The following is a 22,427-nucleotide window of genomic DNA, read 5'->3' on the forward strand; positions in this document are numbered from 1 at the left end:
AGCTTGCTCCCGCTCGGCAGCTCCTACAGGCCTGTCCACTCGCTGACAAATTCTGCGGTTTCCACCTTCGGCGCCGTGCGCGCTTCTTTCTGCGGTGTGCCCAGGTAGAGGAAACCGATCACCTCCTCCCCATCCTCAAGGCCAAGCCCCCTGGCCACATGCGGCGAGTACGCCAGTTCACCGGTGCGCCACACGCCGCCAACCCCTTGGGCATACGCCGCCAACAAGATGCCATGGGCTGCGCAGCCGGCTGCCAGCAGTTGCTCGGATTTGGGGATTTTGAAATGGTCCTGCAGACGGGCGATCACCACCACGACCAGGGGCGCGCGCAATGGGCCGTTGAGGGCCTTTTCCACGACGGTTTCCGGTACCAGCGGGTCATTGAACCGCGCTGCTTCGGCCAGCAGTTCGCCCATGCGATGCCGCGCCTGCCCTTCGACTGTCAGAAAACGCCATGGCCGCAGCTGGCCGTGATCCGGCGCCCGCATGGCCGCGGCGAACATGAGTTCGCGCTGTTCCGGCGTGGGGGCCGGCTCCACCAGGCGCGGGACGGAAACACGGTTGAGCAAAGCGTCGAGAGCCTGCATCGGCCACCTCCTGAAAAAATGTCCGGCTATTCTAGTAGCTGTGCGGCGAGTTCGTTAGCGCAAATTCCGCGGCCAGGTGCCCACTCGGCGCCGGGTGCCGGTTTACAGGGCGCTTGTCGCGGGTAGAATGGCGCCCTTCCTTTTTCAGCCTGAGCGGACTTCATGGCGTTGCCGACCCTGCGGATCATTGGTTTCATCATCGGCATCTTCCTGATCACCCTGGCGATCTTCATGGTCGTTCCCATGGCCACCCTGATGGTCTTCGAGCGCACCCGCGACCTGCCGTCGTTCCTCTGGTCGAGCATGATTACCTTCCTCGCCGGCCTGGCCCTGGTGCTTCCCGGGCGCCCGGAACACATCCACCTGCGCCCGCGCGACATGTACTTGCTGACCGTCAGCAGTTGGCTGGTGGTGTGTATCTTTGCCGCGCTGCCGTTCCTGCTGACCCAGAAGATCAGCTACACCGACTCGTTTTTCGAAAGCATGTCGGGCATCACCGCCACCGGCGCCACCGTCCTGAGCGGCCTGGATACCATGTCCCCGGGCATCCTGATGTGGCGCTCGCTGCTGCACTGGCTCGGCGGTATCGGCTTCATCGGCATGGCGGTGGCGATCCTGCCCTTGCTGCGCATCGGTGGCATGCGGCTGTTCCAGACCGAATCGTCGGACCGCTCGGAAAAAGTCATGCCCCGTTCCCACATGGTGGCGCGGCTGATCGTGGCGTCCTACGTGGGCATCACCATTCTCGGCACCCTGGCGCTCTGGTGGGCCGGGATGAGCCTGTTCGATGCCATCAACCATGCGATGTCGGCGATCTCCACCGGCGGTTTTTCCACCTCGGACCTGTCCCTGGCCAAATGGACCCAGCCGGCCGTGCACTGGGTCATCATTGTCATCATGATCCTCGGCAGCCTGCCGTTTGCCCTCTATGTCTCGATGTTGCGGGGCAATCGCCGGGCACTGATCAAGGACCAGCAGGTCCAGGGGCTTATCGGGGTGTTGCTGGTGACCTGGCTGGTGCTCGGCACCTGGTATTGGGCGACCACCGACCTGCATTGGCTGGAGGCGCTGCGGCACGTGGCGCTGAACGTGACGTCCATCGTCACCACCACCGGTTTCGCCCTCGGCGACTACAGCCTGTGGGGCAATTTTTCGCTGATGCTGTTTTTCTACCTGGGGTTCGTCGGCGGTTGTTCAGGCTCGACGGCCGGCGGGATCAAGATCTTCCGCTTCCAGGTCGCCTACATCCTGCTGCGGGCCAACCTTAATCAACTGATCCACCCCCGCGCGGTGATCAAGCAGAAATACAACGGTCATCGCCTCGACGAAGAAATCGTCCGCTCGATCCTTACGTTCTCGTTCTTCTTCGCCATCACCATCTGCGTGATCGCCCTGCTGCTGTCGCTGCTGGGCGTGGAATGGATGACGGCGCTGACCGGTGCGGCCAGTACCGTGTCCGGCGTCGGTCCGGGGCTGGGGGAAACCATCGGGCCGGCCGGCAACTTCGCACCGCTGCCGGACGCGGCCAAGTGGATTCTGTCAGGAGGCATGCTGCTGGGCCGACTGGAGATCATCACGGTGTTCGTGCTGTGTATCCCGGCGTTCTGGCGTCACTGACCGCTTCAGGCTGGCTCGCCAACCGTGCCCGGTATTCGCCAGGCGTGGTGTCGAACCAGCGGCGGAAGGCCCGGAAAAAATTGCTTGGGTCGGCAAACCCCAGCAGATAGGCGATCTCCAGCAGCGTCATGCCCGACTGCGCCAGGTACTGCTCGGCCAGTTCACGACGGGTGTCCTCAAGCAAACTCTGGAAACTGGTGCCCTCTTCCTGCAAGCGCCGCTGCAAGGTGCGCTGCGACAGGTGCAGCGTCTGCGCCACCACGTCACGCTTGGGCTCGCCCTGGGGCAACAGTCGGCACAACACTTGTCGTGCCTTATGGGTCACACGGCTTTCCGAAAAACGCGCGAGGTATTCACCGGCAAACCGGTCATGCAACTGCGCCATGGCTTCGTTGGCCGTCGGCAGAGGCGCCTCCATGTCGGCCCGCTCAAAAATCAGCGCGTCATAAGACGCGCCGAACACCAGCGGTGCGCAGAAGGCTCGCTGATAAGGCGCCAGGTCCAGGGGTTCGGTGCCTTGGAACAGCACTTTTACCGGGTGCAAGGTACGCCCGGTCAGCCAGTTGCACAGGGCCAACGCACAGGCCAGGGACGCCTCGGCACTTTGCCGAGTGGGGGGTAAATGGTCGCCATGCACCGTCAGGATCAGCCCATAGCCCTCTTCCAACCGACGAAAACTCAAGTCGGCGCTTTCGGCAATGATTCGCTGGTATCGCACCAGTCGCTGGAAACCCTCCGCCAGCGTGCGACTGGACATCAAGGCGTAGCCCGCCACATGAAACGAGGCCGGGCGCACCACTTTACCCATGTTCAAGCCAATGGCCGGGTTACCGGACAATTCCACCGCCCGCTGCCAGAGCCGCGTCATCGAGTCCTGGGGGAAGCGTGCATCCGGATCCTCCAGCGCATCAAAGTCCAGCCCCAGTTGCTTGAACAGCACCCGACAATCCAGGCCGTCGATTTCCAACGCCTTGACAATCCCCATCGCCCAGCTTGAAGAAGTCGTTCGTTCGTTCATGACGTTTTACTTGCATGACGAGCCGCAGGGTACGGCTGGATTTGCGAAGGATACTAAAGTGGCGCCCATTGTCACTGGCTGTTGCAAGTGATCGCTCTAGACTCAAAGTAAGCCGCTGGATTTATCGGTTGCCAGAACAATAACCAAAGAGCCTGCAGTCTTGGAAAACGCCAAACGATTCAATACCTTCGCCGAGTTCTACCCGTATTACCTCGGCGAGCACAGCAACAGCACCTGCCGACGATTGCATTTCATCGGCACCTCCCTGGTCGTCCTGGTGTTCGTCATGGCCCTCGTAGTGGGGAGCGGGTGGCTGTGGCTCGCCCTGCCCGTGGCCGGCTACGGCTTTGCCTGGGTCGGGCACTTCTTCTTCGAAAAAAACCGTCCCGCCACCTTCCAGCATCCTTTCTACAGCCTGCTCGGCGATTTCGTCATGTACCGCGACATGCTGCTGGGCAAGGTGGCGTTCTAGCCAAAGGATTGCCTATGAACACTCATGCACGTTTTACCCACATGCGGGACGGCACTCAGGAGGACTGGGCGATCATCGCCGCCGACTTCAGCGCCTACGCCCGGCAATTGCCGGGCCGGATCCTGGCCCACTTGAAGCTGCTGGACGGCGATTTCGGCGGGTTCCCGGTGGATCGCCTGACCCATTCCCTGCAAACCGCCACCCGTGCCTACCGTGACGGGCGGGACGAGGAATACGTGGTCTGCGCCCTGCTCCACGACATCGGCGACACCCTGGGTTCGTATAACCACCCGGACATCGCGGCGGCGATCCTCAAGCCCTTCGTCAGCGCGGAAAACCTGTGGATGGTGGAGAAGCACGGGATTTTCCAGGGCTATTACTTCTTCCATCACCTGGGCATGGACCGGCACCTGCGCGAGCAGTTTTTCGAACATCCGCAGTATCAGGCGACAGTCGACTTTTGTGCGAAATATGACGCAGCGGCGTTCGATCCCCAGTACGACACGCTGCCGTTGAGTTTCTTCGAGCCGATGCTGGAAAGGCTGTTTGCTGCGCCGAAGCAGTCGATCTACAAGGCGGCGATGACGGAGCAGCCTTCTGGCTGACAGATTGCTGGGGACCGCTGCGCGGTCCATCGCGGGCAAGCCTTGCTCCCACAGGTGTTGCCTGCTCTCATGGGCGGTGAGTACTTGTGGGAACAGCCTTGCTCCCACAGGTGTTGCCTGCTCTCATAGGCGGTGAGTACTTGTGGGAACAGCCTTGCTCCCACAGGTGTTGCCTGCTCTCATAGGCGGTGAGTACTTGTGGGAACAGCCTTGCTCCCACAGGTGTTGCCTGCTCTCATAGGCGGTGAGTACTTGTGGGAGCAAGGCTTGCCCGCGATGGCGTCATGAAGGCCTACACCGGCTCAGTCACTTTCAACTCAGTCTTGGCCAGTGCCTCCCGTGCCTGGGCCTCCGCCAACCGATACAACTCGATCGACCCGTCCCAGTGCTCGATCAGCGCCGTGCAGGATTCGACCCAATCGCCACAATTGAGGTATTCCACCTCACCCACCATGCGCATCTCGGCATGGTGGATATGCCCGCAGACCACGCCATGCAGTTCGCGCTTCACACACTCGTGGGCGATGGCTTCTTCGAAATCGCTGATGAAGCTGACGGCGGTCTTGACCTTGTGCTTGAGGTACGCCGACAACGACCAGTAGCCGTAGCCGTAACGGGCCCGCCAATGGTTGAGCCAGCGGTTCAGCGTGAGGGTGAACTCGTAGGCCGAATCCCCGAGGAACGCCAGCCAACGGTGGTACCGGGTAATGACGTCGAACTGGTCGCCATGGATCACCAACAGGTGCCGACCATCGGCAGTGACGTGCACCGCTTCGTCCACCAACTGGATATTGCCCAGGATCAGCTTCGAATAGCGCCGCAGGAATTCGTCATGATTGCCGGTGACGTAGATCACTTCGGTGCCGCGCTTGCTCATGGTCAGCAAGCGGCGAATGACGTTGGTGTGGGCCTGGGGCCAATACATCCCACCGCGCAGTTTCCAGCCGTCGATGATGTCCCCCACCAGGTAGATCTTGTCGGCGTGGTAGCCCTTGAGAAACTGCGACAGGTGCTCGGCCTGGCAATCCCGGGTGCCCAGGTGCACATCGGAAATCCACAGAGTGCGAACACGCTGTTTGCGGCTGGGTCTGGCGAGCTCGGCGCTGGTCATTGGGCAACCCTCTGATCGTTTTTGCCACTGTGCACGCCAGCGGTTAATGGCCCATGACAAACACAAGTCCATTGCATGACAGCGCCGGGCGTGGCGCCCTCGGTGTATGCTGGCGGCCTGACACGGGAGACCGCGATGAGACCGATCCTCACGCTACGCCACTACAGCCACGACTTGATCGCCCACAGCCATGACCATGCCCAACTGGTGTTCGGGCTGTCTGGCGCGCTGGATTTCGAGGTCGAAGGGCATGGCAGCCAGGTGGTGCAACAAAGCTTCGTGGTGGTACCGGCCGGCGCGCATCACGGCTGCGGCAGCCCCCACGGCAGCCGCTGCCTGGTGTTGGATGTGCCCAGTGATGATTGGGTCGGGCAATGCCTGGGGGATCACGCCGACGCCAGCCGCCGTTTGCTCGACGACACCGCGCGCCTGCCCCTGGATGCGGGGCAAAGCCAGTTGGTCAGTTGGTTGGCGGGCAGCCCGGTGGACGATCCGGTGATCGCCCAGCAAGGCGCGGTGCTGCTGCTGGCGAGTCTCAATAACGCTCGCCAGGCAACCCTCGGCGGCCGGCGCCTGCCCTACGCCGCACTCAACGCCCACATCGACCAGAACGCCGCCTATCCGCTGCAAGTGGCGGACCTGGCGCGAGTCGCCGGCCTCTCCAGCGCCCGCTTGCACGCACGTTTCGTCGCCGAATGCGGGCAAACCCCGATGGATTACATCCGCAGCCGCCGCTTGCACAAGGCTGTAGCGTTGTTGCGTGATTCGCAGTTGCCCATCGGTGAGATCGCCCACCGGGTCGGCTACAGCTCCCAAAGTGCCTTCGCCGCGGCGGTACTGCGGGAATTCGGCGCCTCGCCGGGCAAGCTGCGGCGTCAGCGATAGATTCGCGCTAAAAATCGCTAGGATCGCGACAGACACTGCCGCCTTACCCACGCTTAAATACTAGGGGACGATCCTGTGGGAGCGAGCTTGCTCGCCATTGCTATCTGTCAGTCAATATCTGCATTGCCTGAACCACCGCTTTCGCGAGCAAGCTCGCTCCCACAGAAGACACTCGCCAGTTGCCCCACTGTCTGTTGAAAGGATTGAAATGACACCCCGTACCGCCCTCGGCGCCCTGCACATCGGCGCACTCATGTTTGGCCTGACCGGTGTATTCGGCAAACTCGCCGCAGCCTCGCCAACGGTCATTGTGTTTGGTCGCGCCGTCTTCGCCGTGCTCGCCCTGGCGATGTTCGCCCGGTTCGCCAGCAACAGCCGCTGGCAGCAACTGCGGGCCCAGGATGGCTGGCGATTGCTCCTTGGGGGGCTGTTGCTGGCCGGGCATTGGGTGAGTTTCTTCATCGCCGTGAAGGTTGCCGGCGTGGCGGTCGCCACGCTGGGGTTCACCAGCTTCCCGGCCTTCACGGTGCTGCTTGAAGGGCTGATCTTCCGCGAGCGGATTCGCGCCAATGAAATCTGGTTGGTGGTGTTGGTGAGCGTCGGCCTGGTGTTGGTCACGCCGAACTTCGACTTGGCCAGCGGCGCCACCACTGGCCTGCTGTGGGCCGTGTTCTCGGGGTTGCTCTTCTCCCTGCTGTCATTGACCAACCGCGCCGGTTCGGCGCACGTCCCGCCGGTGCAGGCCGCGCTGTGCCAGAACGTGGTGGTCGGGTTGTGCCTGCTGCCGATGGCCGCGCCACAATTGAGTGACGTTCGCCCCATCGACTGGTTGTGGATCGGCTTGCTCGGTGTGTTCTGCACCGGCCTGGCCCACAGCCTGTTCGTCGCCAGCCTGGCGGTGATCAAGGCCCGCACGGCAGCGGTGGTGTTCGCCATGGAGCCGGTCTACGGCATCGCCATGGCCTGGTGGCTGTTCGATGAGAGCCCGACCCTGCGCATGCTGCTGGGCGGCGTGGTGATCATCACGGCCATCGTGATCTCAAGCCAACTGAGCGGTTCAAAGAAACCGGGGGTTGGCGCCCAAGCCGCGTCTCACTGAACCCGATCGTTGTGGCCCAGGTCCCGCTCCGGATCGATCCGGTCGCGGACCCGCTGCTTCAGGACCTTGGCTTCGGGAAAACCACCATCGGCCTTGCGCTCCCAGATCTGCGTGCCGTCGCAACTGATGTGGAACACACCGCCGGTGCCCGGCACCAGCGACACCTTGCCCAGGTCATCGCCAAAGGTGCTGAGCAGCTCCTGGGCCAGCCAGGCGGCGCGCAGCAGCCATTGGCACTGGGTGCAATAGGTGATGACGACTTCCGGTTTGTGTTCGGTCATTGCGGGTGGACTCCTGGGTTCGAAGGCGTCGCTATAATACCCGCCTTTGATCGCCCGCCCCGAGATTGACGATGCGCCGCCTCCTGCCCCTCCTGCTTCTGTTGCTGTTGCCCCTGCTCGGCCATGCCAACGAGCCCGCCGTCGACGCGCCACGCCCGAAAATCGGCCTGGTGCTGTCCGGCGGCGCCGCACGGGGGCTGGCCCACATCGGCGTGCTCAAGGCCCTGGAAGAGCAAGGCATCAAGATCGATGCCATCGCCGGCACCAGCATGGGCGCGGTGATCGGCGGGCTGTATGCCTCGGGCTACAAGATCGACGAACTGGAAAAACTCGCCCTGGGCATCGACTGGCAACAGGCTCTGTCCGATGCGCCACCGCGCAAGGACGTGCCATTCCGGCGCAAGCAGGATGACCGGGACTTCCTGGTCAAACAGAAACTGAGCTTTCGTGACGACGGCAGCCTCGGCCTGCCCTTGGGGGTCATCCAGGGCCAGAACCTGGCCCTGCTGCTCGAAAGCCTGCTGGCCCACGCCAGCGACACCCGAGATTTCGACAAACTGCCGATCCCGTTTCGCGCAGTCGCCACGGACATCGCCACGGGCGAAAAAGTCGTGTTTCGCAAAGGCCACCTGCCCAAGGTCATTCGCGCCAGCATGTCGATCCCGGCGGTATTCGCCCCGGTGGAACTGGACGGCCGGCTGCTGGTGGACGGCGGCATGTCCGACAACATCCCGCTGGACGTGGCTCGGGAAATGGGCGTGGACGTGGCCATCGTGGTCGACATCGGCACGCCCCTGCGCAACCGCAAGCAACTGGTCACGGTGGTCGACGTGCTGAACCAATCGACCACCCTGATGACCCGGCGCAACTCTGAAGAGCAACTGGCAACGCTGAAAAAAGACGACGTGCTGATCCAACCGGCGCTGGCGAGCTTCAGCTCCACCGATTTCGGCCGGGCCCAGGACATGATCGACGCCGGTTACCGTGCCACGCGGATACTCGAGGCGCGCCTGGCTCCTCTACGCCCGTCCGAGGCGCCCAACGCCGAGCTCATGGCCGCGCGCACCCCCAGCGAGCGCACGCCGGTCATCACCGCCATTCGAGTGGAGAACGACTCGAAAGTCGGCGATGACGTGATCCGCTATTACGTTCGCCAGAAGATCGGTGAGCCGCTGGACCTGGGCCGCCTGCAGACCGACATGGGCACGCTGTACGGCCTGGATTACTTCGAGCAGGTGCAATACCGCGTGGTCCGCAAGGGCCCGGATCACACGCTGGTGATCAGCGCTCGGGGAAGACGCACCGGCACCGACTACCTGCGGCTGGGGCTGAGCCTGTCGGACGACATGCGCGGCGACAGCGCTTTCAACCTGGGAGCCAGCTATCGGGTCAACGGCATCAATCGCCTCGGTGCCGAATGGCTGACCCGGGCGCAGATCGGCGACAAGCAGGAGTTGTACAGCGAGTTCTACCAGCCATTGGATGTCGGCTCGCGCTACTTCATCGCCCCCTACGGGCAATTCGAATCCCGCAACGTGGAGTCGATCCTGGACAACGATCCGGTGGCCCAGTATCGCGTCGAGCGCTATGGCTTCGGGCTGAACGTGGGCCGCCAGATCGGCAACAACGGCGAAATCCGCTTCGGTGTCGGCCAGGCCTGGGGCAAGGCGGATGTGCGCATTGGCGACCATGACCAGCCCAGCGAAAACTTCAATGAAGGTTTCTATGAGCTGAAGTACTCCTTCGATTCCTTCGACAACGTGTATTTCCCCCACGAGGGGGAAGACATCGGCCTGAGCTGGCGCCAATACGAACCGGGGCTGGGTTCCGACCAGCGTTACCGCCAATGGGAGTTCAAGCTGGACAAGGCCCTGAGCAGCGGCCCGGATACCTTCATCCTGGGCGGGCGCTACGGACGAACACTGGACACTGCTGAAGTCGTGACGTCCAGCTTTGTGCTCGGTGGCGCGCGGCAACTGTCAGGCTTTCGCGAAGACGGGGTATCCGGGCAGAACATCAGCCTGATGCGCGCCGTGTATTACCGCCGCCTCACACCGCGGGCCTACCTGCCACTGGACTTCCCGCTGTACATCGGCGGCTCATTGGAACGCGGCCGGGCCTGGAACAACGACAACGAATTCGACAGCGGCTACATCAACGCCGCCAGCATTTTCCTCGGTTTCGATACACCGCTGGGGCCACTGAATTTCAGCTATGGCTTTAACGACGATGATGAACAGGCGGTGTATCTGAACCTGGGGCAGACGTTTTGAGTGGCTACCTGGACAGGATTTGACAGCCTGATAGGCCGCTATCGCGAGCAAGCTCGCTCCCACATGGGGTCCGGGGTGTACACGCAATGGCCGTTCACCACAAATCCCTGTGGGAGCGAGCTTGCTCGCGATAGCGGTGGGTCAGTGTCGGTGATGTTGACTGTGCTGCAACCTTAGCGAATCCCTGCCAGCAGCACCCGGGCGGTCTGCTTGAGGGGTTCGTCGCCCTCCTCGAGCAGCTCTTCAAGCAGGGAGACTGCGGTTTTCAGGTCTCCATCGTCGATGCAATTCTGTGCCTGTTCCAGCTTGACCGAGTGTTCCGGGACCTGAGGTTCGAGGGAAAGGGTGTCCAGGGAAACAGGTTCAAGGGCCAGCGGCTCGAGTTCCAGCGACTGTTCTTCGTCGGCAAAGCTATCGAGGAAAGCATCGTCCAGCGACTCGGTTTCCAATGGCGCTTCCCATTGCAGCTCCGGTTCGTCAAAACCTGAAAGCGAAAAGCTCTCGGCGGCATAAGGTGAAACAGCTTCTTTATCCGCAGTGTTGTCCTGGGCATCGGCGAGGTCCCAGCTGGTTTCCATGGACAGTGCATCCAGGTCCAACTCGAACTCGTCACCGGGCACTGGCTCACGTTCAGGTGCCGGAGCAGGTGCCGGAGCAGGTGCAAGAACCGGTACCTGGGGTTGTACCGATGCCACTGTCGGCGCGGCGATCATGGCAACCTTGGGGTAGCGCCCGCGGATCTCCTCCAACGTCCGGGCATCGATACCCTGTGCCAGTAGATGATGTTCCTGGGCCTGGAAACCGATGACATCGCCCTGCTTGCCCAGTACCTCCAGCAACTTGAGGCCCAGGTCGGTGCGTTCCGGCTCCGCCAGCAACGCGGCGCGCAACAGCCCTGCGGCCTCGGTGAACCGACCGTAGGTCAAGTAGATCCCGACGCCCTCCAGCACATCGCCCAGGGGCGTATCCCCGTTGTTGAACGATGCCGCAGTCTCGGACGGCTCCGTATCGGGGATTGATGCAAAGGTTTCGTCGTCCTCCTCCAGCATCGGCTCGGGACGCCCGGTCATCGGTTCCAACTCGGCCTGCTGCTGCCGACGTCGAACGAACAGTAACAGCGCCAGCAACCCCAACAGGCCCACCAGCCCCGCCACCCATGTCCAATTGACGCCCTCTGGCTCTGCTACCGGTTCTGTAGCGGGTTGCGCGTCCGGCGCCGGTTCCGCTGCAGGAAGCGCCGGTTGCGGTGGTGTCGATGCAACAGGGGCTGGCGCAACCTCGGCCAGCCGGGCCTGCAATTGGCTGATCTGCTTGCGCTGGCCAGCGATTTCCTCGTCCTGGGCCTGGAGCCGGGCCTGCAGTTCATCGATCGTCTTCTGTTGCTGCTGGTTTTGCAGCACGCTGGCGGCCATTTGCTCATCGGGCGCGTCGGAGGCCTGGCCGGCAGGGGCTGCAGCCGACGTCGGCAGCACGGCCGAGTCGGGCAGCAACAAGCGCTGGCCGATGGAAAGCCGGTCACTGCCGGGGTTCAAGGCCTGGATTCCTTGCATCAACTCATTGACCGACGCGTTGCTACCGGCGTCATGCAGGCGCTTGGCGATGATCCAGGGGTTGTCTCCCGGCACGACGGTGTAACGCTTGCCCTGTACCGCCGGGGGCGGCTTGACGGACCGCGGGGCCTCGGAAGGTTCTTCACGGACCGGCACGATACCCGGTGTGCCCGGCGGGTCGATCAATACGGTGTATTCGCGCAGCAGGCGCCCGTTGGGCTGATTGAGCTGCACCAGGAAATTGAGGAAGGGTTCCTCCACCGGTTTGCTGGAAGTCACCCGAATGAAGCTGCGCTCCCCGTGCAACACCGGCGTGAAGCGCAGGTTATTGAGAAAGAACGCCCGTTCCACACCCGCACGACTGAAATCGTCCGGGCTCGCCAGGCTGGCCGACAGATCGCCCTCGCTGATCCCGGCCACATCGACCAGGGCGATATCGGCGCGCAACGGCTGGTTCAGGGCGGAATGGAGCGTGATGTCCCCCAGCCCCAGCGCCGACGCCAAGGCCGAATACCCCAGGGCACCCACGACGACCGACACGTTGACCCAACTGCGCAACGTGGACTGCAAACTTTCAAGCATGGGTATCCCTTTCGACTACCAGACTGAGCGCAAACGCATCCAATACGATCACTTAGTACTGGTTATAGTTCGCTAATCGCCGAATCTCAAAAGTCTGGCGCCAGGGATATACCTCAGGATTTTTCCAGGTTGGCCAGGATCGTACCGTGGACCCGCATGCACACGCGCATGTCCGCTTCGTCGACACCTTCGAACAGCTCACGACGCAGTTGCGTGGCAATGGTTTCGATTTGTTCGATCAACGGCAGGGCCGGTGCGCAGAGCACGATTTTCTTGGCCCGGCGGTCCTCGGCCACGGCCTGGCGCTGCACCAGCCCCTGGGTTTCCAGGCTGTCGAGCAACCGGGCCAGTGTCGGGCCTTCGACGGCGACGCTCTGGGCCAGTTCACGCTGGGTCGGCGCCTGTTCGAAACGGGCCAGGTGCAACAGCACCAGCCAACGTGCCTGGGACAGGCCCAGCCCGGCCAGGCGGCGATCCAGTTCGGCACGCCAGCCTCGAGACATTTGCGCCAACTGCATGCCAAAACGGTGTTGATCGGTTAACGGCATAAAAAAACTCATCAGATCTGAAATAGAGAAAAACTAATTATTAGTCAGCTAAGCATGAGCTTTGGATTCAAGCAAGGTTCACCTTGTACTGAATCGTTAAAGGCACGCAACTCACTGATCAGACTTCAAATTCAGACTGCAACGCAGCCCTGACGCAATACAGCACGCCTTCGGGAACCCGTCCGACAAACAGCGCGGCAACTTCAGACACGGGTGGTAACTCGCCTTCGCCATCCAGGAAGGCATCCTGCACCTCTCCCATCAGCTCTTCGGGCAGATCCAGCGCCTGTTCCAGGGACAACTGCTGTTTGCCAATGGCTTCGGCCAGCATCGTGTAGACGTTCTTTTCCGAGCACTGCAGTTGCCCGGCGATCTGCAACGGTGTCATGCCGGCCCGGGCCAGCGTAATGAGTTCGTGACGTACATCGGCCACCGCTTTCGGTGCTTCGGCCTCGCCACCCAGGACCTGGAGGAAGGCCTCGCCATACCGCTCCAGCTTGCGCGCGCCCACACCACTGACCTGGGCCATTTCCGCCAGGGAGGTGGGCTGACTGCGGAGCATTTCCAGCAGCGTCGAGTCGGGGAAGATGACGTACGGCGGGACGCCGTGCTCCTCGGCCAGCTTGCGCCGCAAGGCCCGCAAGGCTTCCCATTGATCGCGCTCTTCGCCACGTACCAGTTGGCTGGCCTGGCTCTTGCTGCTCTTGACCGCCGTTGCCGGCTTGAGGTCACGACGCAGTTCGAGGGTGACCTCACCTTTGAGCAACGGCCGGCAAGTCGCACTCAGGCGCAGACCGCCGTAGCCTTCCAGGTCGATGTCGGCCAGACCGCGGGCCACCAGTTGTCGGAATAATGAACGCCACTCACCCTCGGTGCGCGCCTTGCCCACGCCGAACACCGACAGGTGCTGGTGGCCAAAGCTGCGGACCTTTTCGTTGTCCTTGCCCAGCAACACGTCCACCAGATGCCCGACACCGTAGCGCTGGCCGGTACGGAAAATCGCCGACAAGGCCTGGCGGGCCGGTTCGGTGGCGTCCCAGGTTTCCACGCCATCGACGCAGTTGTCGCAATGCCCGCAAGGCTGGGGCATGTCTTCGTCAAAATAGGCCAGCAAGGTCTGGCGGCGGCAGCGGGTTTCCTCGCACAGCGAGAGCATCGCGTCGAGCTTGTGCTGTTCCAGACGCTTATGGCGCTCGTCGCCTTCGGAGTTCTGCAGCATCTGCTTGAGCATCACCACGTCTTGCAGGCCGTAGGCCATCCAGGCGTCGGCCGGCAAGCCATCACGGCCGGCACGTCCGGTTTCCTGGTAATACGCCTCAAGGGACTTGGGCAGATCCAGGTGCGCGACAAAGCGCACGTTGGGTTTGTCGATACCCATGCCGAACGCAATGGTGGCCACCATGATCAGGCCTTCCTCGTTGAGGAAGCGCTTCTGGTGATAGGCCCGCAGGTCGTTGGGCAGGCCGGCGTGATACGGCAGCGCCGGGACCCCCTGCTCACACAGGAACGCCGCCACTTCATCGACCTTCTTGCGCGACAGGCAATAGACAATGCCGGCATCGCTGCGGCGCTCGGCGAGGAACGCCAGCAACTGCTTGCGCGGCTGCTCCTTGGGTACGATGCGGTAGAAAATATTCGGACGGTCGAAACTGGACAGGAAGCGCTCGGCGTTCTGCAAGTGCAGGCGCTCGACGATTTCCTCGCGGGTGCGCTTGTCGGCGGTGGCAGTCAGGGCGATGCGCGGTACGTCGGGGAACAGTTCCGCCAGTTGCCCCAGTTGCAGGTATTCGCGTCGGAAATCGTGCCCCCATTGGGATACGCAGTGGGCTTCGTCGATGGCGAACAGGGCAATTTCCAGGCTCTGCAGGAACGCCAGCATGCGCGGCTGCACCAGGCGTTCCGGGGCCAGGTACAACATCTTCACTTCGCCGCGCTTGATGCGTGTCGCCAGGTCCCGCTGTTGCTCGGCGCTGAGGGTGGAGTTCAGCGAAGCAGCGGCAACCCCCAGCTCTTCGAGGGTCGCAACCTGGTCGTCCATCAATGCGATCAGCGGCGAGACCACCACGGCCAGGCCGTTGCGCAACAGCGCCGGGACCTGGAAGCACAAGGATTTGCCGCCGCCGGTGGGCATGAGCACCAGGGCATCGCCACCGCTGGCCACGCGCTCAATAATGGCACCCTGGCGGCCACGGAAACTGTCGTAGCCGAAGATGTCCTTGAGGACGCGTTGAGCCTGTTCGAGCATAGAAACTCCAAAAATCACCGAAACATCCCTGCAAGGCTGGTTCAGAATCACAAACGCTGCACCGGCAAATCGTAAGTGTGCGTTTCGAACCGGCGGGACGCCGCAGGGCATCACAAAACGCGGCAGTATACCCGAGGCCTTCGTTGCAAAGGGGGCTGCTGACAGGAGGTGCTTGGGACTGTGGGAGCAAGGCTTGCCCGCGATGGAAGCGACACGGTCTCGCCTTCAGAAATCGAGGCGCTTGCTTCGCGAGCAAGCTTTGCTCCCACAACGGGGATAAATCCCCTCGCCACAGGAACCGCGTCCATCCCTGTTTTTTTCTCCATGCCCCTATTTCACCTCCTAGGGAGGGGCAAATACGCCACGCGGCTGGCCTGGGCGCTCAAGAAGGCCTAGAATTCCCGCATTGTTTATTCCCCAAGGTAGCCCGTAATGTCCTTCGCTGAGCAACTGACCCGCCTGCAAGTCTTCCTCGACGCCGATGAGCTGCACGAAGAGGCGCTGGACTACGTGGCCGCTCACGGCTATCTGACCGCCCTGTCCATCTGCGCAGAAACGGTGCCGGACCGTGAGTGGATCGACGCCCTGTTCGCCGAAGAGCCGCATTACAGCGACGAAGCCCAGCGTGCCGAAATCGAAGCCACACTGGTCGGCCTCAAGGCCCACATCGCCCGCCAACTGGCTTCCGACGAAGAATTCGAACTGCCGTGCGACCTGGACCTGGGCGATGATCCGGATGATTCGGAGTTGCGTGGCTGGTGCATCGGCTTCATGGAAGGCGTGTTCCTGCGCGAAGCCGCCTGGTTCGAAACCGCCGAAGAGGAAGTCAGCGAAATGCTGCTGCCGATCATGGTCGGTTCCGGCCTGTTCGATGAGCAACCGGAATTTTCCGACATCGCCGCCGACGCCAACCTGATGGACGACATGATTGTCCAGATCCCCGAAGCCCTCACGGCCCTGTACCTGCTGTGCAACGCACCGGACGAGAAACCGGCGATCCTCAAGCCTCGCCACCACTGAGTGACCGGGTGCCCTCGCCAGTCGGCAATCGCCCGCTGATCCTGCGTTACGTTCTGTTGGCCATTGGCTGGCTGAGCGTAGCGCTGGGGGTCATCGGCATCTTCGTTCCCGTACTGCCCACCACCCCTTTCCTGCTCCTGGCGGCGGCCTGTTTCGCCCGCAGCTCGCCGCGCTTCTACCAATGGCTGGTAGAACATCCCCGCCTCGGCCCGTGGATCCGCGACTACCTCAGCGGCAACGGCATCCCGCTCAAGGGTAAGGTCTATGCCATCGGGCTGATGTGGGCGAGCATCCTCTTTTCCTGCTACCTGGTGCCCCTGCCGTGGGCCCGGGGGTTCATGCTCACCAGTGCGGTGCTGGTAACGGTTTATATCCTCAAGCAGAAGACATTGCGCAAACCCTGAGCCGCCACAAAAGCAAAACCCGTCATGTCCAGACTGGACATGACGGGTTTTGTCGTTTCAGCTCACCTCACACCGTGTCCACCTTCAAAGAATGATCGTTGAGCATTCCGTTGATGATGGTCCCCGTATCCGCCCCGCCAGCGATCATCCCGTCTGCGCCGGGCGTGACGCCGTAATGACTGGCGAGGTTGACGCCCGCCAGATCGATGGTCTGGTTCGGCGTGGCACCGGCAATGGCACTGACGTCGATGCTGGTGATGACCGACCCTCCGCTGCCGCTGATGGTGAAGTGCAGGTAATCGTCCAGTGACGCGGTGCTGCCGTTCTCCCCCTGCAACAGCTGGGACAGGTCGAGTTTGTCGACGCCGGGCGCGAAATCCGTGATCACGTCGTGGCCGCTGTTGCCTGCCTGCCATTGGAAGGTATCGGCACCGCTGCCGCCAGTGAGCGTGTTGTTGCCCAGGCCGCCGATCAGCAGGTCATCGCCGCCACCGCCGTTGAGCACGTCATGGCCCAATCCACCGTTGATGCGGTTGCTGGCGCCGTCACCGGTGAGGGTATCGTTGAAGTTCGAACCGACCAGGTTTTCGATGCCTGTCAGCGTATCGGTGCCAGCGCCCACGGTGTTCTGCGCCGCCAACAGTCCCAGGTTCACCGTGACCCCGGCGCTCGCGTGGGCATAGCTCGCAGTGTCGTTGCCCGTACCGCCATCGAGCAGGTCGTTGCCCGCGCCGCTGTAGAGCAGGTCATTGCCTGCCCCGCCGTGCAGGGTGTTGTTGCCCGAGCCTGCGCTGAGGATGTCGTTGCCGTCGCCCGCATTGAGGATGTTGTCGCCGTTACCAGCCAACAGCACATCGTCCCCGGTGGTGCCCGTCAGGGTATGGCCCGCCTGGTAGCTGATGTCCACCGCAGAGCTGTCGCTACCGCCATGGTTGTCGCTGGCGGTGTAGCTGCCGTGGTAATCCGGGGTGCTGTCCTGGGCCCCGGCGTAGTTGACGGTCATGGTCAGTTGATAGTTTTCCGCAGCGTTGGAATTACCGCCGCCGGGATTGGGGATGTTGGTGACGTGGATCTGGTAGTTGCCATCCGCCGCCGCAGTGAACGAGGCGCCGTCGTTGATCGCAATGAAAGGCCCACCGTTGAGAGAGTACTCAAGGGTGATATGACTGCCCGCCAGGTTATGGTCCAGGGTCAGGGTTTCACCCTGCTTGAGGCTGATGTTTAGCCGGTCTTCATCGTTGGCGTTATTGTTGGAAACCGCGCCCAGCGCGCCACTGACCACCAGCACTGCCGTCATGGTCGCGGCATTGGCGACGAAGGCGCTGCGATTGAGGTTGATCGACTGCACATTGTTGCCGGTGAAACTGACCGTGCCGGTGCTGCCGGTGAAATCCCCGCCTTTGGCGGTCCAACCGGTATTGAAACTGGTGGGTGACGCGGTGAGCGGATCGCCGTTGGCGTCGCTGTCGTTACCCAGCAGCAATTCGCCCGGTACCACGATGTTGCCTGACAGCACGTTGGTGATGATGTTGTCGTCCATCGCCACGGGTGGGCTGTTGGGCACGACTTTGATCACCAGGCTGGAGCTGGCCAGGTCGCCATCGTTGTCACTGACGGTGTAGCCGATGTTTTCGGTGATCAAGGTGCTGGTGGCGGTCTGGGAGGTGTAGCTGAACGCACCGGTATCAAGGTTGACCACCAGGGTACCGTCATGGGCGGTGGCGATGCTCAGTGTGTTGGTGGTTGTATTGAAGCTGCCGTGGTTGACCCCGCCACTGGCGCTCAGTGCACCGTGGCCACCGTTGGCCGCCGGGTCGTAGCTGTACGTGGTGCCATCGACCACCAGGCTTTTGACAAACCCGCCATCGGCGCCGAACGAACCGCCTTCGCCCAGCAGGTTGCCGGTAACCGGCGCGCCTTGCACCGTGCCGGAGAGCACCGAATTGAGCTGGTTCAGATCGGTGACCACCACGGCGTTGGTGTTGGTATGAGCGCTGCCGTCGTAGGCCAGCGGGTCGAGGTAGTCGTTACTGACACCGTCGCCCAGGCCAATGGCGTAGTTCTTGATGCCATTGGCATCGAGGAAGGCTTTCCACGCCGCCTCGTCTGCCGTGCCGGTTTCCAGGCCAGAATTGGGCTTGCCGTCCGAGAAGAAGTAGCCGATGTTCTGCGCGCCGGTCAGTTGCCCGGACGTGACGAACGCGGTCTTGGCCGTCGCCACTGCCGCGTCGTAGTTGGTCCCGCCGTCCGCTGACAGGCTGGAGAGAAGCGACTTGGCGGTCGCCACGTCGACCCACACCGAAGTCTGGTCGGTGGCACTGCTGCTGAACGTCACGAGCTGGACTTTCACATCCCCCAGGTCATCGTATTTATCGAGCAAGGCGCTGATCGCCTGTTTCGCCAAATCCAGCCGCGAAAGCCCCGGCACACCGGAGTCATCGGCCATGCTGCCGGACACGTCGAGCACGATCAGCAGGTTCGAATCGATCTCCACCGCGGTGACCGAACGCTCGGACGCAACGGCCTTCGGTACATCATCGACGATGCTGACCACCAGACTGCCGGTGGTGCTGTTGCCCAGGGAGTCCGTGGCCTGATAGGTGAAGCTTTCGCTCAGCACGTTCGGGCCATCATTGGCATGGGGCGTGGTGTTGGCTGGTGAGGTCAGGGTGTAGGTGTAGGAACCGTCCGGGTGGAGCAACAACTGGCCGTAGGCGCCGGTGGCGTTGCCCACCAGGGTGAAGGAGACGGCGCCAGTGGCACCGCTGACTGAACCGACCAAGGTGCCACTGGCAGTTTCGCTGGTGGCGCTCGGGTCGCTGCCGGTGACGCTGCCAGGGGCAAGGTCCTGGCCATCCTGGTTCAGGTCGAGGGCTTTTTCATAGACAGTAACGTCGTGGTCGGTTTCTGCGATGAGGCAGCTGTTGTGCACGTCAATGGTGAGGGTGGTGGTGCTCTCATCACCATCGGCATCACGCACGGTGTAGGTGAAGACATCGGTCGCGCCTGCTGCACCGACAGCATCGGGGTTGCTGTGGTAGACGGCGTTGCCGTTAGCGTCCAGGGTCAGGTAGCCGTAGGTGCCGTTGATCTGGTTGTTGAGACCACCGACAGCAGAGGTTGAAGTGTCGTTGCCGGCGCGTACGCCGATCACCATGCCGCCATCCGCGCCAAGTACGTCGTTGTCCAGCACGTTACCGTTGACCGTGCCGCCCTCCACCACCGAGGTGAAATCGGCATGGGCGCTTGGCACGTCGTCGACGATGTCGATGACGATGGTGCTGGTGACGGTGTTGCCCAACGAGTCCGTGGCCTGGTAGGTGAAGCTTTCGCTCAGCACATTCGGGCCATCGTTGGCGTGGGGCGTCGTCGTGGCTGGCGAGGTCAGGGTGTAGGTGTACGAACCATCGGGCTGAAGCGACAGTTGACCGTAGGCACCGTTGGCGTTGCCCACCAGCGCGAAGGTCACTGCGCCAACGGCACCGCTGATCGAGCCGACAAGGCTACCGTTGGCGGTTTCACCAGTGGCGCTCGGGTCACTGCCAATGACGGTGCCGGGGGCCAGGTCCTGGCCATCCTGGGTCAGGTCGAGGGCTTTTTCGTAGACGCTGACTTCGTGGTCCGACGTGGCAACGAGGCAGCTTTCGTGGACATCGATGGTGAGGGTGGTGGTGCTTTCATCGCCATCGGCGTCGCGCACGGTGTAGGTGAAGACATCGGTCGCGCCCGGGGCGCTGACGGTGTTCGGGTCGCTGTGATAGACAGCGTTGCCGTTGGCGTCCAGGGTCAGGTAGCCGTAGGTGCCGTTGATCTGGGTGTTCAGGCCGCCGACGGCAGGGTTCGAGGTGTCGTTGCCGGCGCGTACGCCGATCACCATGCCGCCATCCGCGCCAAGTACGTCGTTGTCCAGCACGTTACCGTTGACCGTGCCGCCCTCCACCACCGAGGCGAAATCGGCATGGGCGCTTGGCACGTCGTCGACGATGTCGATGACGATGGTGCTGGTGACGGTGTTGCCCAACGAGTCCGTGGCCTGGTAGGTGAAGCTTTCGCTCAGCACATTCGGGCCATCGTTGGCGTGGGGCGTCGTCGTGGCTGGCGAGGTCAGGGTGTAGGTGTAGGAGCCGTCGGGCTGAAGCGACAGTTGCCCGTAGGCACCGTTGGCGTTGCCCACCAGCGCGAAGGTCACTGCGCCAACGGCACCGCTGATCGAGCCGACAAGGCTGCCACTGGCGGTTTCGCTGGTGGCGCTCGGGGCGCTGCCGGTGACAGTGCCGGGGGCCAGGTCCTGGCCGTCCTGGTTCAGGTCAAGGGCTTTTTCGTAGACGCTGATTTCGTGGTCGGGGGTGGCGACGAGGCAGATATCGTGGACATCAATGGTGATGGTGGTGGTGCTTTCATCACCGTCGGCATCACGCACGGTGTAGGTGAAGACATCGGTCGCACCCGGGGCGCTGACGGTGTTCGGGTTGCTGTGGTAGACGGCGTTGCCATTGGCGTCCAGGGTCAGGTAGCCGTAGGTGCCGTTGATCTGGGTGTTCAAGCCGCCAATCGCCGGAGTCGAGGTGTCGTTGCCTGCACGCACACCGATCACGGCACCACTCGCAGCCGGTCCGTCGGCACCACCTTCATCGTTGTTCAGGACGTTGCCACTGACCGTCCCACCTTCATCCACCGAGGCAGAGTCGGCATGAGCGGTCGGCAGGTCATCAACGATATTCACGTCCAGGTTGCCGTTGGCGGTGGTGCCGTTGTCGTCGGTGACAACCACTGCGAACTGTTCGCTGAGGCTATTGGCGCCGTTGGCGTTTGGATGGGCTTCGTTGTCCAGCAAGGAGTAGCTGTAGCTGACCACGCCCGTGGTGGAGTTGTAGCCAGTGATGGTCAACGTATTGCCGAGTGCGGTGGTAATCGACTGTGGGAAACCGGCTGCCACACCACCGGTGACGACGTTAATGCCGCCAACACTCAAGGTTTGCACACCGTCCAACGCAGTCACGGTGAACGTGCCGCTTTGAGTCAGCGCCGGTGCATCCGGGCTGCTGCCATCGCTGAGGTTTTTCTCCTGGACCGTCAGCTCACCGCCGTCGGTGTCGAGGCCGGTGATGATCACTGGATCATCGTTGTTGTGTACTTGCAGCACCAGGTTCGCGGTGCTGGTGTCGCCGTCGGCATCGGTCAGGGTGTAGGTGAAGGTTTCGCTGCCATCGCCACCACCGTGCAGGCCCTTGAAGTCGGCATCGGCGGTGTTGAGGGTGTAGGTGTAGGAGCCGTCGGCATTGAGCACCAGGGTGCCGTAAGTACCGGTGAAAGTGCCGGGGGTGATTGGGCCGGAGGCCACATGGTCCGCACCTTGAGTATCGTTGGTCAGCACGCTGCCGGTCAGGGTCAGGTGGGTTTCCGAAGCCGTGCTGGCGTTGCTGTCGTCCACGGCTTTAGGCAAGTCATCGACGATGTTCACGTCCAGATTACCGTTCGCGGTGGTGCCGTTGTCGTCAGTGGCGACTACAGCAAATTGTTCGCTAACGCTGTTGGCGCCGTTGGCGTTTGGATGGGTTTCATTGTCCAGCAAGGTGTAGCTGTAGCTGACCACGCCCGTGGCGGCGTTGTAGCCAGTGATGGTCAGCGTATTGCCGAGTGCGGTGGTAATCGATTGTGGGAAACCGGCTGCCACGCCACCCGTCACCACATTGATGCCGCCAACACTCAAGGTTTGCACACCGTCCAACGCAGTCACGGTGAACGTGCCGCTTTGAGTCAGCGCCGGTGCATCCGGGCTGCTGCCATCGCTGAGGTTTTTCTCCTGGACCGTCAGCTCACCGCCGTCGGTGTCGAGGCCGGTGATGATCACTGGATCATCGTTGTTGTGTACTTGCAGCACCAGGTTCGCGGTGCTGGTGTCGCCGTCGGCATCGGTCAGGGTGTAGGTGAAGGTTTCGCTGCCATCGCCACCACCGTGCAGGCCCTTGAAGTCGGCATCGGCGGTGTTGAGGGTGTAGGTGTAGGAGCCGTCGGCATTGAGCACCAGGGTGCCGTAAGTACCGGTGAAAGTGCCGGGGGTGATTGGGCCGGAGGCCACATGGTCCGCACCTTGAGTATCGTTGGTCAGCACGCTGCCGGTCAGGGTCAG

Annotated in this window: 16 protein-coding genes; 8 read left to right on the forward strand and 8 right to left on the reverse strand. The window is 62.3% G+C overall.

Annotated elements, in window-relative coordinates:
* Window positions 1-23: 23 nt before the first annotated feature.
* A complete protein-coding gene (locus tag F7R20_RS22275; RefSeq protein ID WP_003199021.1) occupies window positions 24-587 on the reverse strand; it encodes an NAD(P)H nitroreductase in 564 nt (187 codons plus the stop codon).
* A gap of 162 nt (window positions 588-749) precedes the next feature.
* On the opposite strand from F7R20_RS22275, the gene F7R20_RS22280 reads away from it, so the two are divergent.
* Window positions 750-2,204 carry a TrkH family potassium uptake protein gene (locus tag F7R20_RS22280; RefSeq protein WP_003199020.1) on the forward strand — a complete coding sequence of 485 codons (1,455 nt, stop codon included), beginning with the start codon at window positions 750-752 and terminating at the stop codon, window positions 2,202-2,204.
* Here F7R20_RS22280 and F7R20_RS22285 read toward each other — a convergent pair.
* Window positions 2,161-3,222, reverse strand: a complete 1,062-nt coding sequence (locus F7R20_RS22285) for an AraC family transcriptional regulator (RefSeq protein WP_003199018.1) — start codon at window positions 3,220-3,222, stop codon at window positions 2,161-2,163. The two genes, F7R20_RS22280 and F7R20_RS22285, sit on opposite strands and share 44 nt — an antisense overlap.
* Before the next feature lie 160 nt (window positions 3,223-3,382).
* Here F7R20_RS22285 and F7R20_RS22290 point away from each other — a divergent pair, with 160 nt between their 5' ends.
* Both F7R20_RS22290 and F7R20_RS22295 read left to right on the forward strand, forming a co-directional pair.
* Complete coding sequence (locus F7R20_RS22290; protein ID WP_003199016.1) at window positions 3,383-3,694, forward strand: DUF962 domain-containing protein; 312 nt, start codon at window positions 3,383-3,385, stop codon at window positions 3,692-3,694.
* Between the two features lie 14 nt (window positions 3,695-3,708).
* Window positions 3,709-4,299 carry an HD domain-containing protein gene (locus F7R20_RS22295; RefSeq protein ID WP_003199015.1) on the forward strand — a complete coding sequence of 197 codons (591 nt, stop codon included), beginning with the start codon at window positions 3,709-3,711 and terminating at the stop codon, window positions 4,297-4,299.
* 292 nt (window positions 4,300-4,591) lie between these two features.
* Here F7R20_RS22295 and F7R20_RS22300 read toward each other — a convergent pair whose 3' ends face one another.
* Window positions 4,592-5,410, reverse strand: coding sequence for a UDP-2,3-diacylglucosamine diphosphatase (locus F7R20_RS22300; RefSeq protein ID WP_003199013.1), 819 nt, complete (start codon window positions 5,408-5,410; stop codon window positions 4,592-4,594).
* Between the two features lie 135 nt (window positions 5,411-5,545).
* On the opposite strand from F7R20_RS22300, the gene F7R20_RS22305 reads away from it, so the two are divergent.
* A complete protein-coding gene (locus F7R20_RS22305; RefSeq protein ID WP_003199011.1) occupies window positions 5,546-6,295 on the forward strand; it encodes a helix-turn-helix transcriptional regulator in 750 nt (249 codons plus the stop codon).
* A 208-nt stretch (window positions 6,296-6,503) separates the two neighbouring features.
* Window positions 6,504-7,394 (forward strand): DMT family transporter, encoded by an 891-nt coding sequence (locus F7R20_RS22310; RefSeq protein ID WP_003199009.1) that lies wholly within the window; start codon window positions 6,504-6,506, stop codon window positions 7,392-7,394.
* On the opposite strand, the gene F7R20_RS22315 is transcribed toward F7R20_RS22310, so the two are convergent.
* The gene (locus F7R20_RS22315) at window positions 7,388-7,675 is read right to left on the reverse strand and encodes a SelT/SelW/SelH family protein (protein WP_003199006.1); all 288 of its coding nucleotides are present in this window, start codon (window positions 7,673-7,675) and stop codon (window positions 7,388-7,390) included. The two genes, F7R20_RS22310 and F7R20_RS22315, sit on opposite strands and share 7 nt — an antisense overlap.
* Window positions 7,676-7,746: 71 nt before the next feature.
* Between F7R20_RS22315 and F7R20_RS22320 the strand changes: the two genes are divergently transcribed.
* Complete coding sequence (locus tag F7R20_RS22320; RefSeq protein WP_003199005.1) at window positions 7,747-9,948, forward strand: patatin-like phospholipase family protein; 2,202 nt, start codon at window positions 7,747-7,749, stop codon at window positions 9,946-9,948.
* A 173-nt stretch (window positions 9,949-10,121) separates the two neighbouring features.
* Here the strand turns inward: F7R20_RS22320 and F7R20_RS22325 are convergent, their stop codons facing one another.
* The 3 genes from F7R20_RS22325 to recQ all read right to left on the reverse strand — a co-directional run bounded on the left by F7R20_RS22325 (window position 10,122) and on the right by recQ (window position 14,873).
* Window positions 10,122-12,080 (reverse strand): FimV/HubP family polar landmark protein, encoded by a 1,959-nt coding sequence (locus tag F7R20_RS22325; protein ID WP_003199003.1) that lies wholly within the window; start codon window positions 12,078-12,080, stop codon window positions 10,122-10,124.
* A 113-nt stretch (window positions 12,081-12,193) separates the two neighbouring features.
* Window positions 12,194-12,628 (reverse strand): MarR family transcriptional regulator, encoded by a 435-nt coding sequence (locus tag F7R20_RS22330; protein ID WP_003199001.1) that lies wholly within the window; start codon window positions 12,626-12,628, stop codon window positions 12,194-12,196.
* A gap of 118 nt (window positions 12,629-12,746) precedes the next feature.
* Complete coding sequence (recQ, locus tag F7R20_RS22335; RefSeq protein WP_003198999.1) at window positions 12,747-14,873, reverse strand: DNA helicase RecQ; 2,127 nt, start codon at window positions 14,871-14,873, stop codon at window positions 12,747-12,749.
* A gap of 432 nt (window positions 14,874-15,305) precedes the next feature.
* Between recQ and F7R20_RS22340 the strand changes: the two genes are divergently transcribed.
* Both F7R20_RS22340 and F7R20_RS22345 read left to right on the forward strand, forming a co-directional pair.
* Complete coding sequence (locus F7R20_RS22340) at window positions 15,306-15,893, forward strand: UPF0149 family protein (protein ID WP_003198997.1); 588 nt, start codon at window positions 15,306-15,308, stop codon at window positions 15,891-15,893.
* Window positions 15,894-15,901: 8 nt separating this feature from the next.
* Window positions 15,902-16,297, forward strand: coding sequence for a YbaN family protein (locus tag F7R20_RS22345; RefSeq protein ID WP_003198995.1), 396 nt, complete (start codon window positions 15,902-15,904; stop codon window positions 16,295-16,297).
* Between the two features lie 67 nt (window positions 16,298-16,364).
* Here the strand turns inward: F7R20_RS22345 and F7R20_RS22350 are convergent.
* On the reverse strand, window positions 16,365-22,427 hold a 6,063-nt coding region (locus tag F7R20_RS22350; protein ID WP_151180614.1), incomplete at its 5' end, for an Ig-like domain-containing protein.

Source organism: Pseudomonas brassicacearum subsp. brassicacearum, from assembly GCF_008801605.1.
GTDB classification, from domain to species: domain Bacteria; phylum Pseudomonadota; class Gammaproteobacteria; order Pseudomonadales; family Pseudomonadaceae; genus Aquipseudomonas; species Aquipseudomonas brassicacearum.

Coding starts and splice junctions, on each gene's coding strand:
- F7R20_RS22275 (WP_003199021.1), bottom strand. CDS start 587: ATGCAGGCTCTCGACGCTTTGCTCAACCGTGTTTCCGTCCCGCGCCTG.
- F7R20_RS22280 (WP_003199020.1), top strand. CDS start 750: ATGGCGTTGCCGACCCTGCGGATCATTGGTTTCATCATCGGCATCTTC.
- F7R20_RS22285 (WP_003199018.1), bottom strand. CDS start 3,222: ATGAACGAACGAACGACTTCTTCAAGCTGGGCGATGGGGATTGTCAAG.
- F7R20_RS22295 (WP_003199015.1), top strand. CDS start 3,709: ATGAACACTCATGCACGTTTTACCCACATGCGGGACGGCACTCAGGAG.
- F7R20_RS22300 (WP_003199013.1), bottom strand. CDS start 5,410: ATGACCAGCGCCGAGCTCGCCAGACCCAGCCGCAAACAGCGTGTTCGC.
- F7R20_RS22305 (WP_003199011.1), top strand. CDS start 5,546: ATGAGACCGATCCTCACGCTACGCCACTACAGCCACGACTTGATCGCC.
- F7R20_RS22310 (WP_003199009.1), top strand. CDS start 6,504: ATGACACCCCGTACCGCCCTCGGCGCCCTGCACATCGGCGCACTCATG.
- F7R20_RS22315 (WP_003199006.1), bottom strand. CDS start 7,675: ATGACCGAACACAAACCGGAAGTCGTCATCACCTATTGCACCCAGTGC.
- F7R20_RS22320 (WP_003199005.1), top strand. CDS start 7,747: ATGCGCCGCCTCCTGCCCCTCCTGCTTCTGTTGCTGTTGCCCCTGCTC.
- F7R20_RS22325 (WP_003199003.1), bottom strand. CDS start 12,080: ATGCTTGAAAGTTTGCAGTCCACGTTGCGCAGTTGGGTCAACGTGTCG.
- F7R20_RS22330 (WP_003199001.1), bottom strand. CDS start 12,628: ATGCCGTTAACCGATCAACACCGTTTTGGCATGCAGTTGGCGCAAATG.
- recQ (WP_003198999.1), bottom strand. CDS start 14,873: ATGCTCGAACAGGCTCAACGCGTCCTCAAGGACATCTTCGGCTACGAC.
- F7R20_RS22340 (WP_003198997.1), top strand. CDS start 15,306: ATGTCCTTCGCTGAGCAACTGACCCGCCTGCAAGTCTTCCTCGACGCC.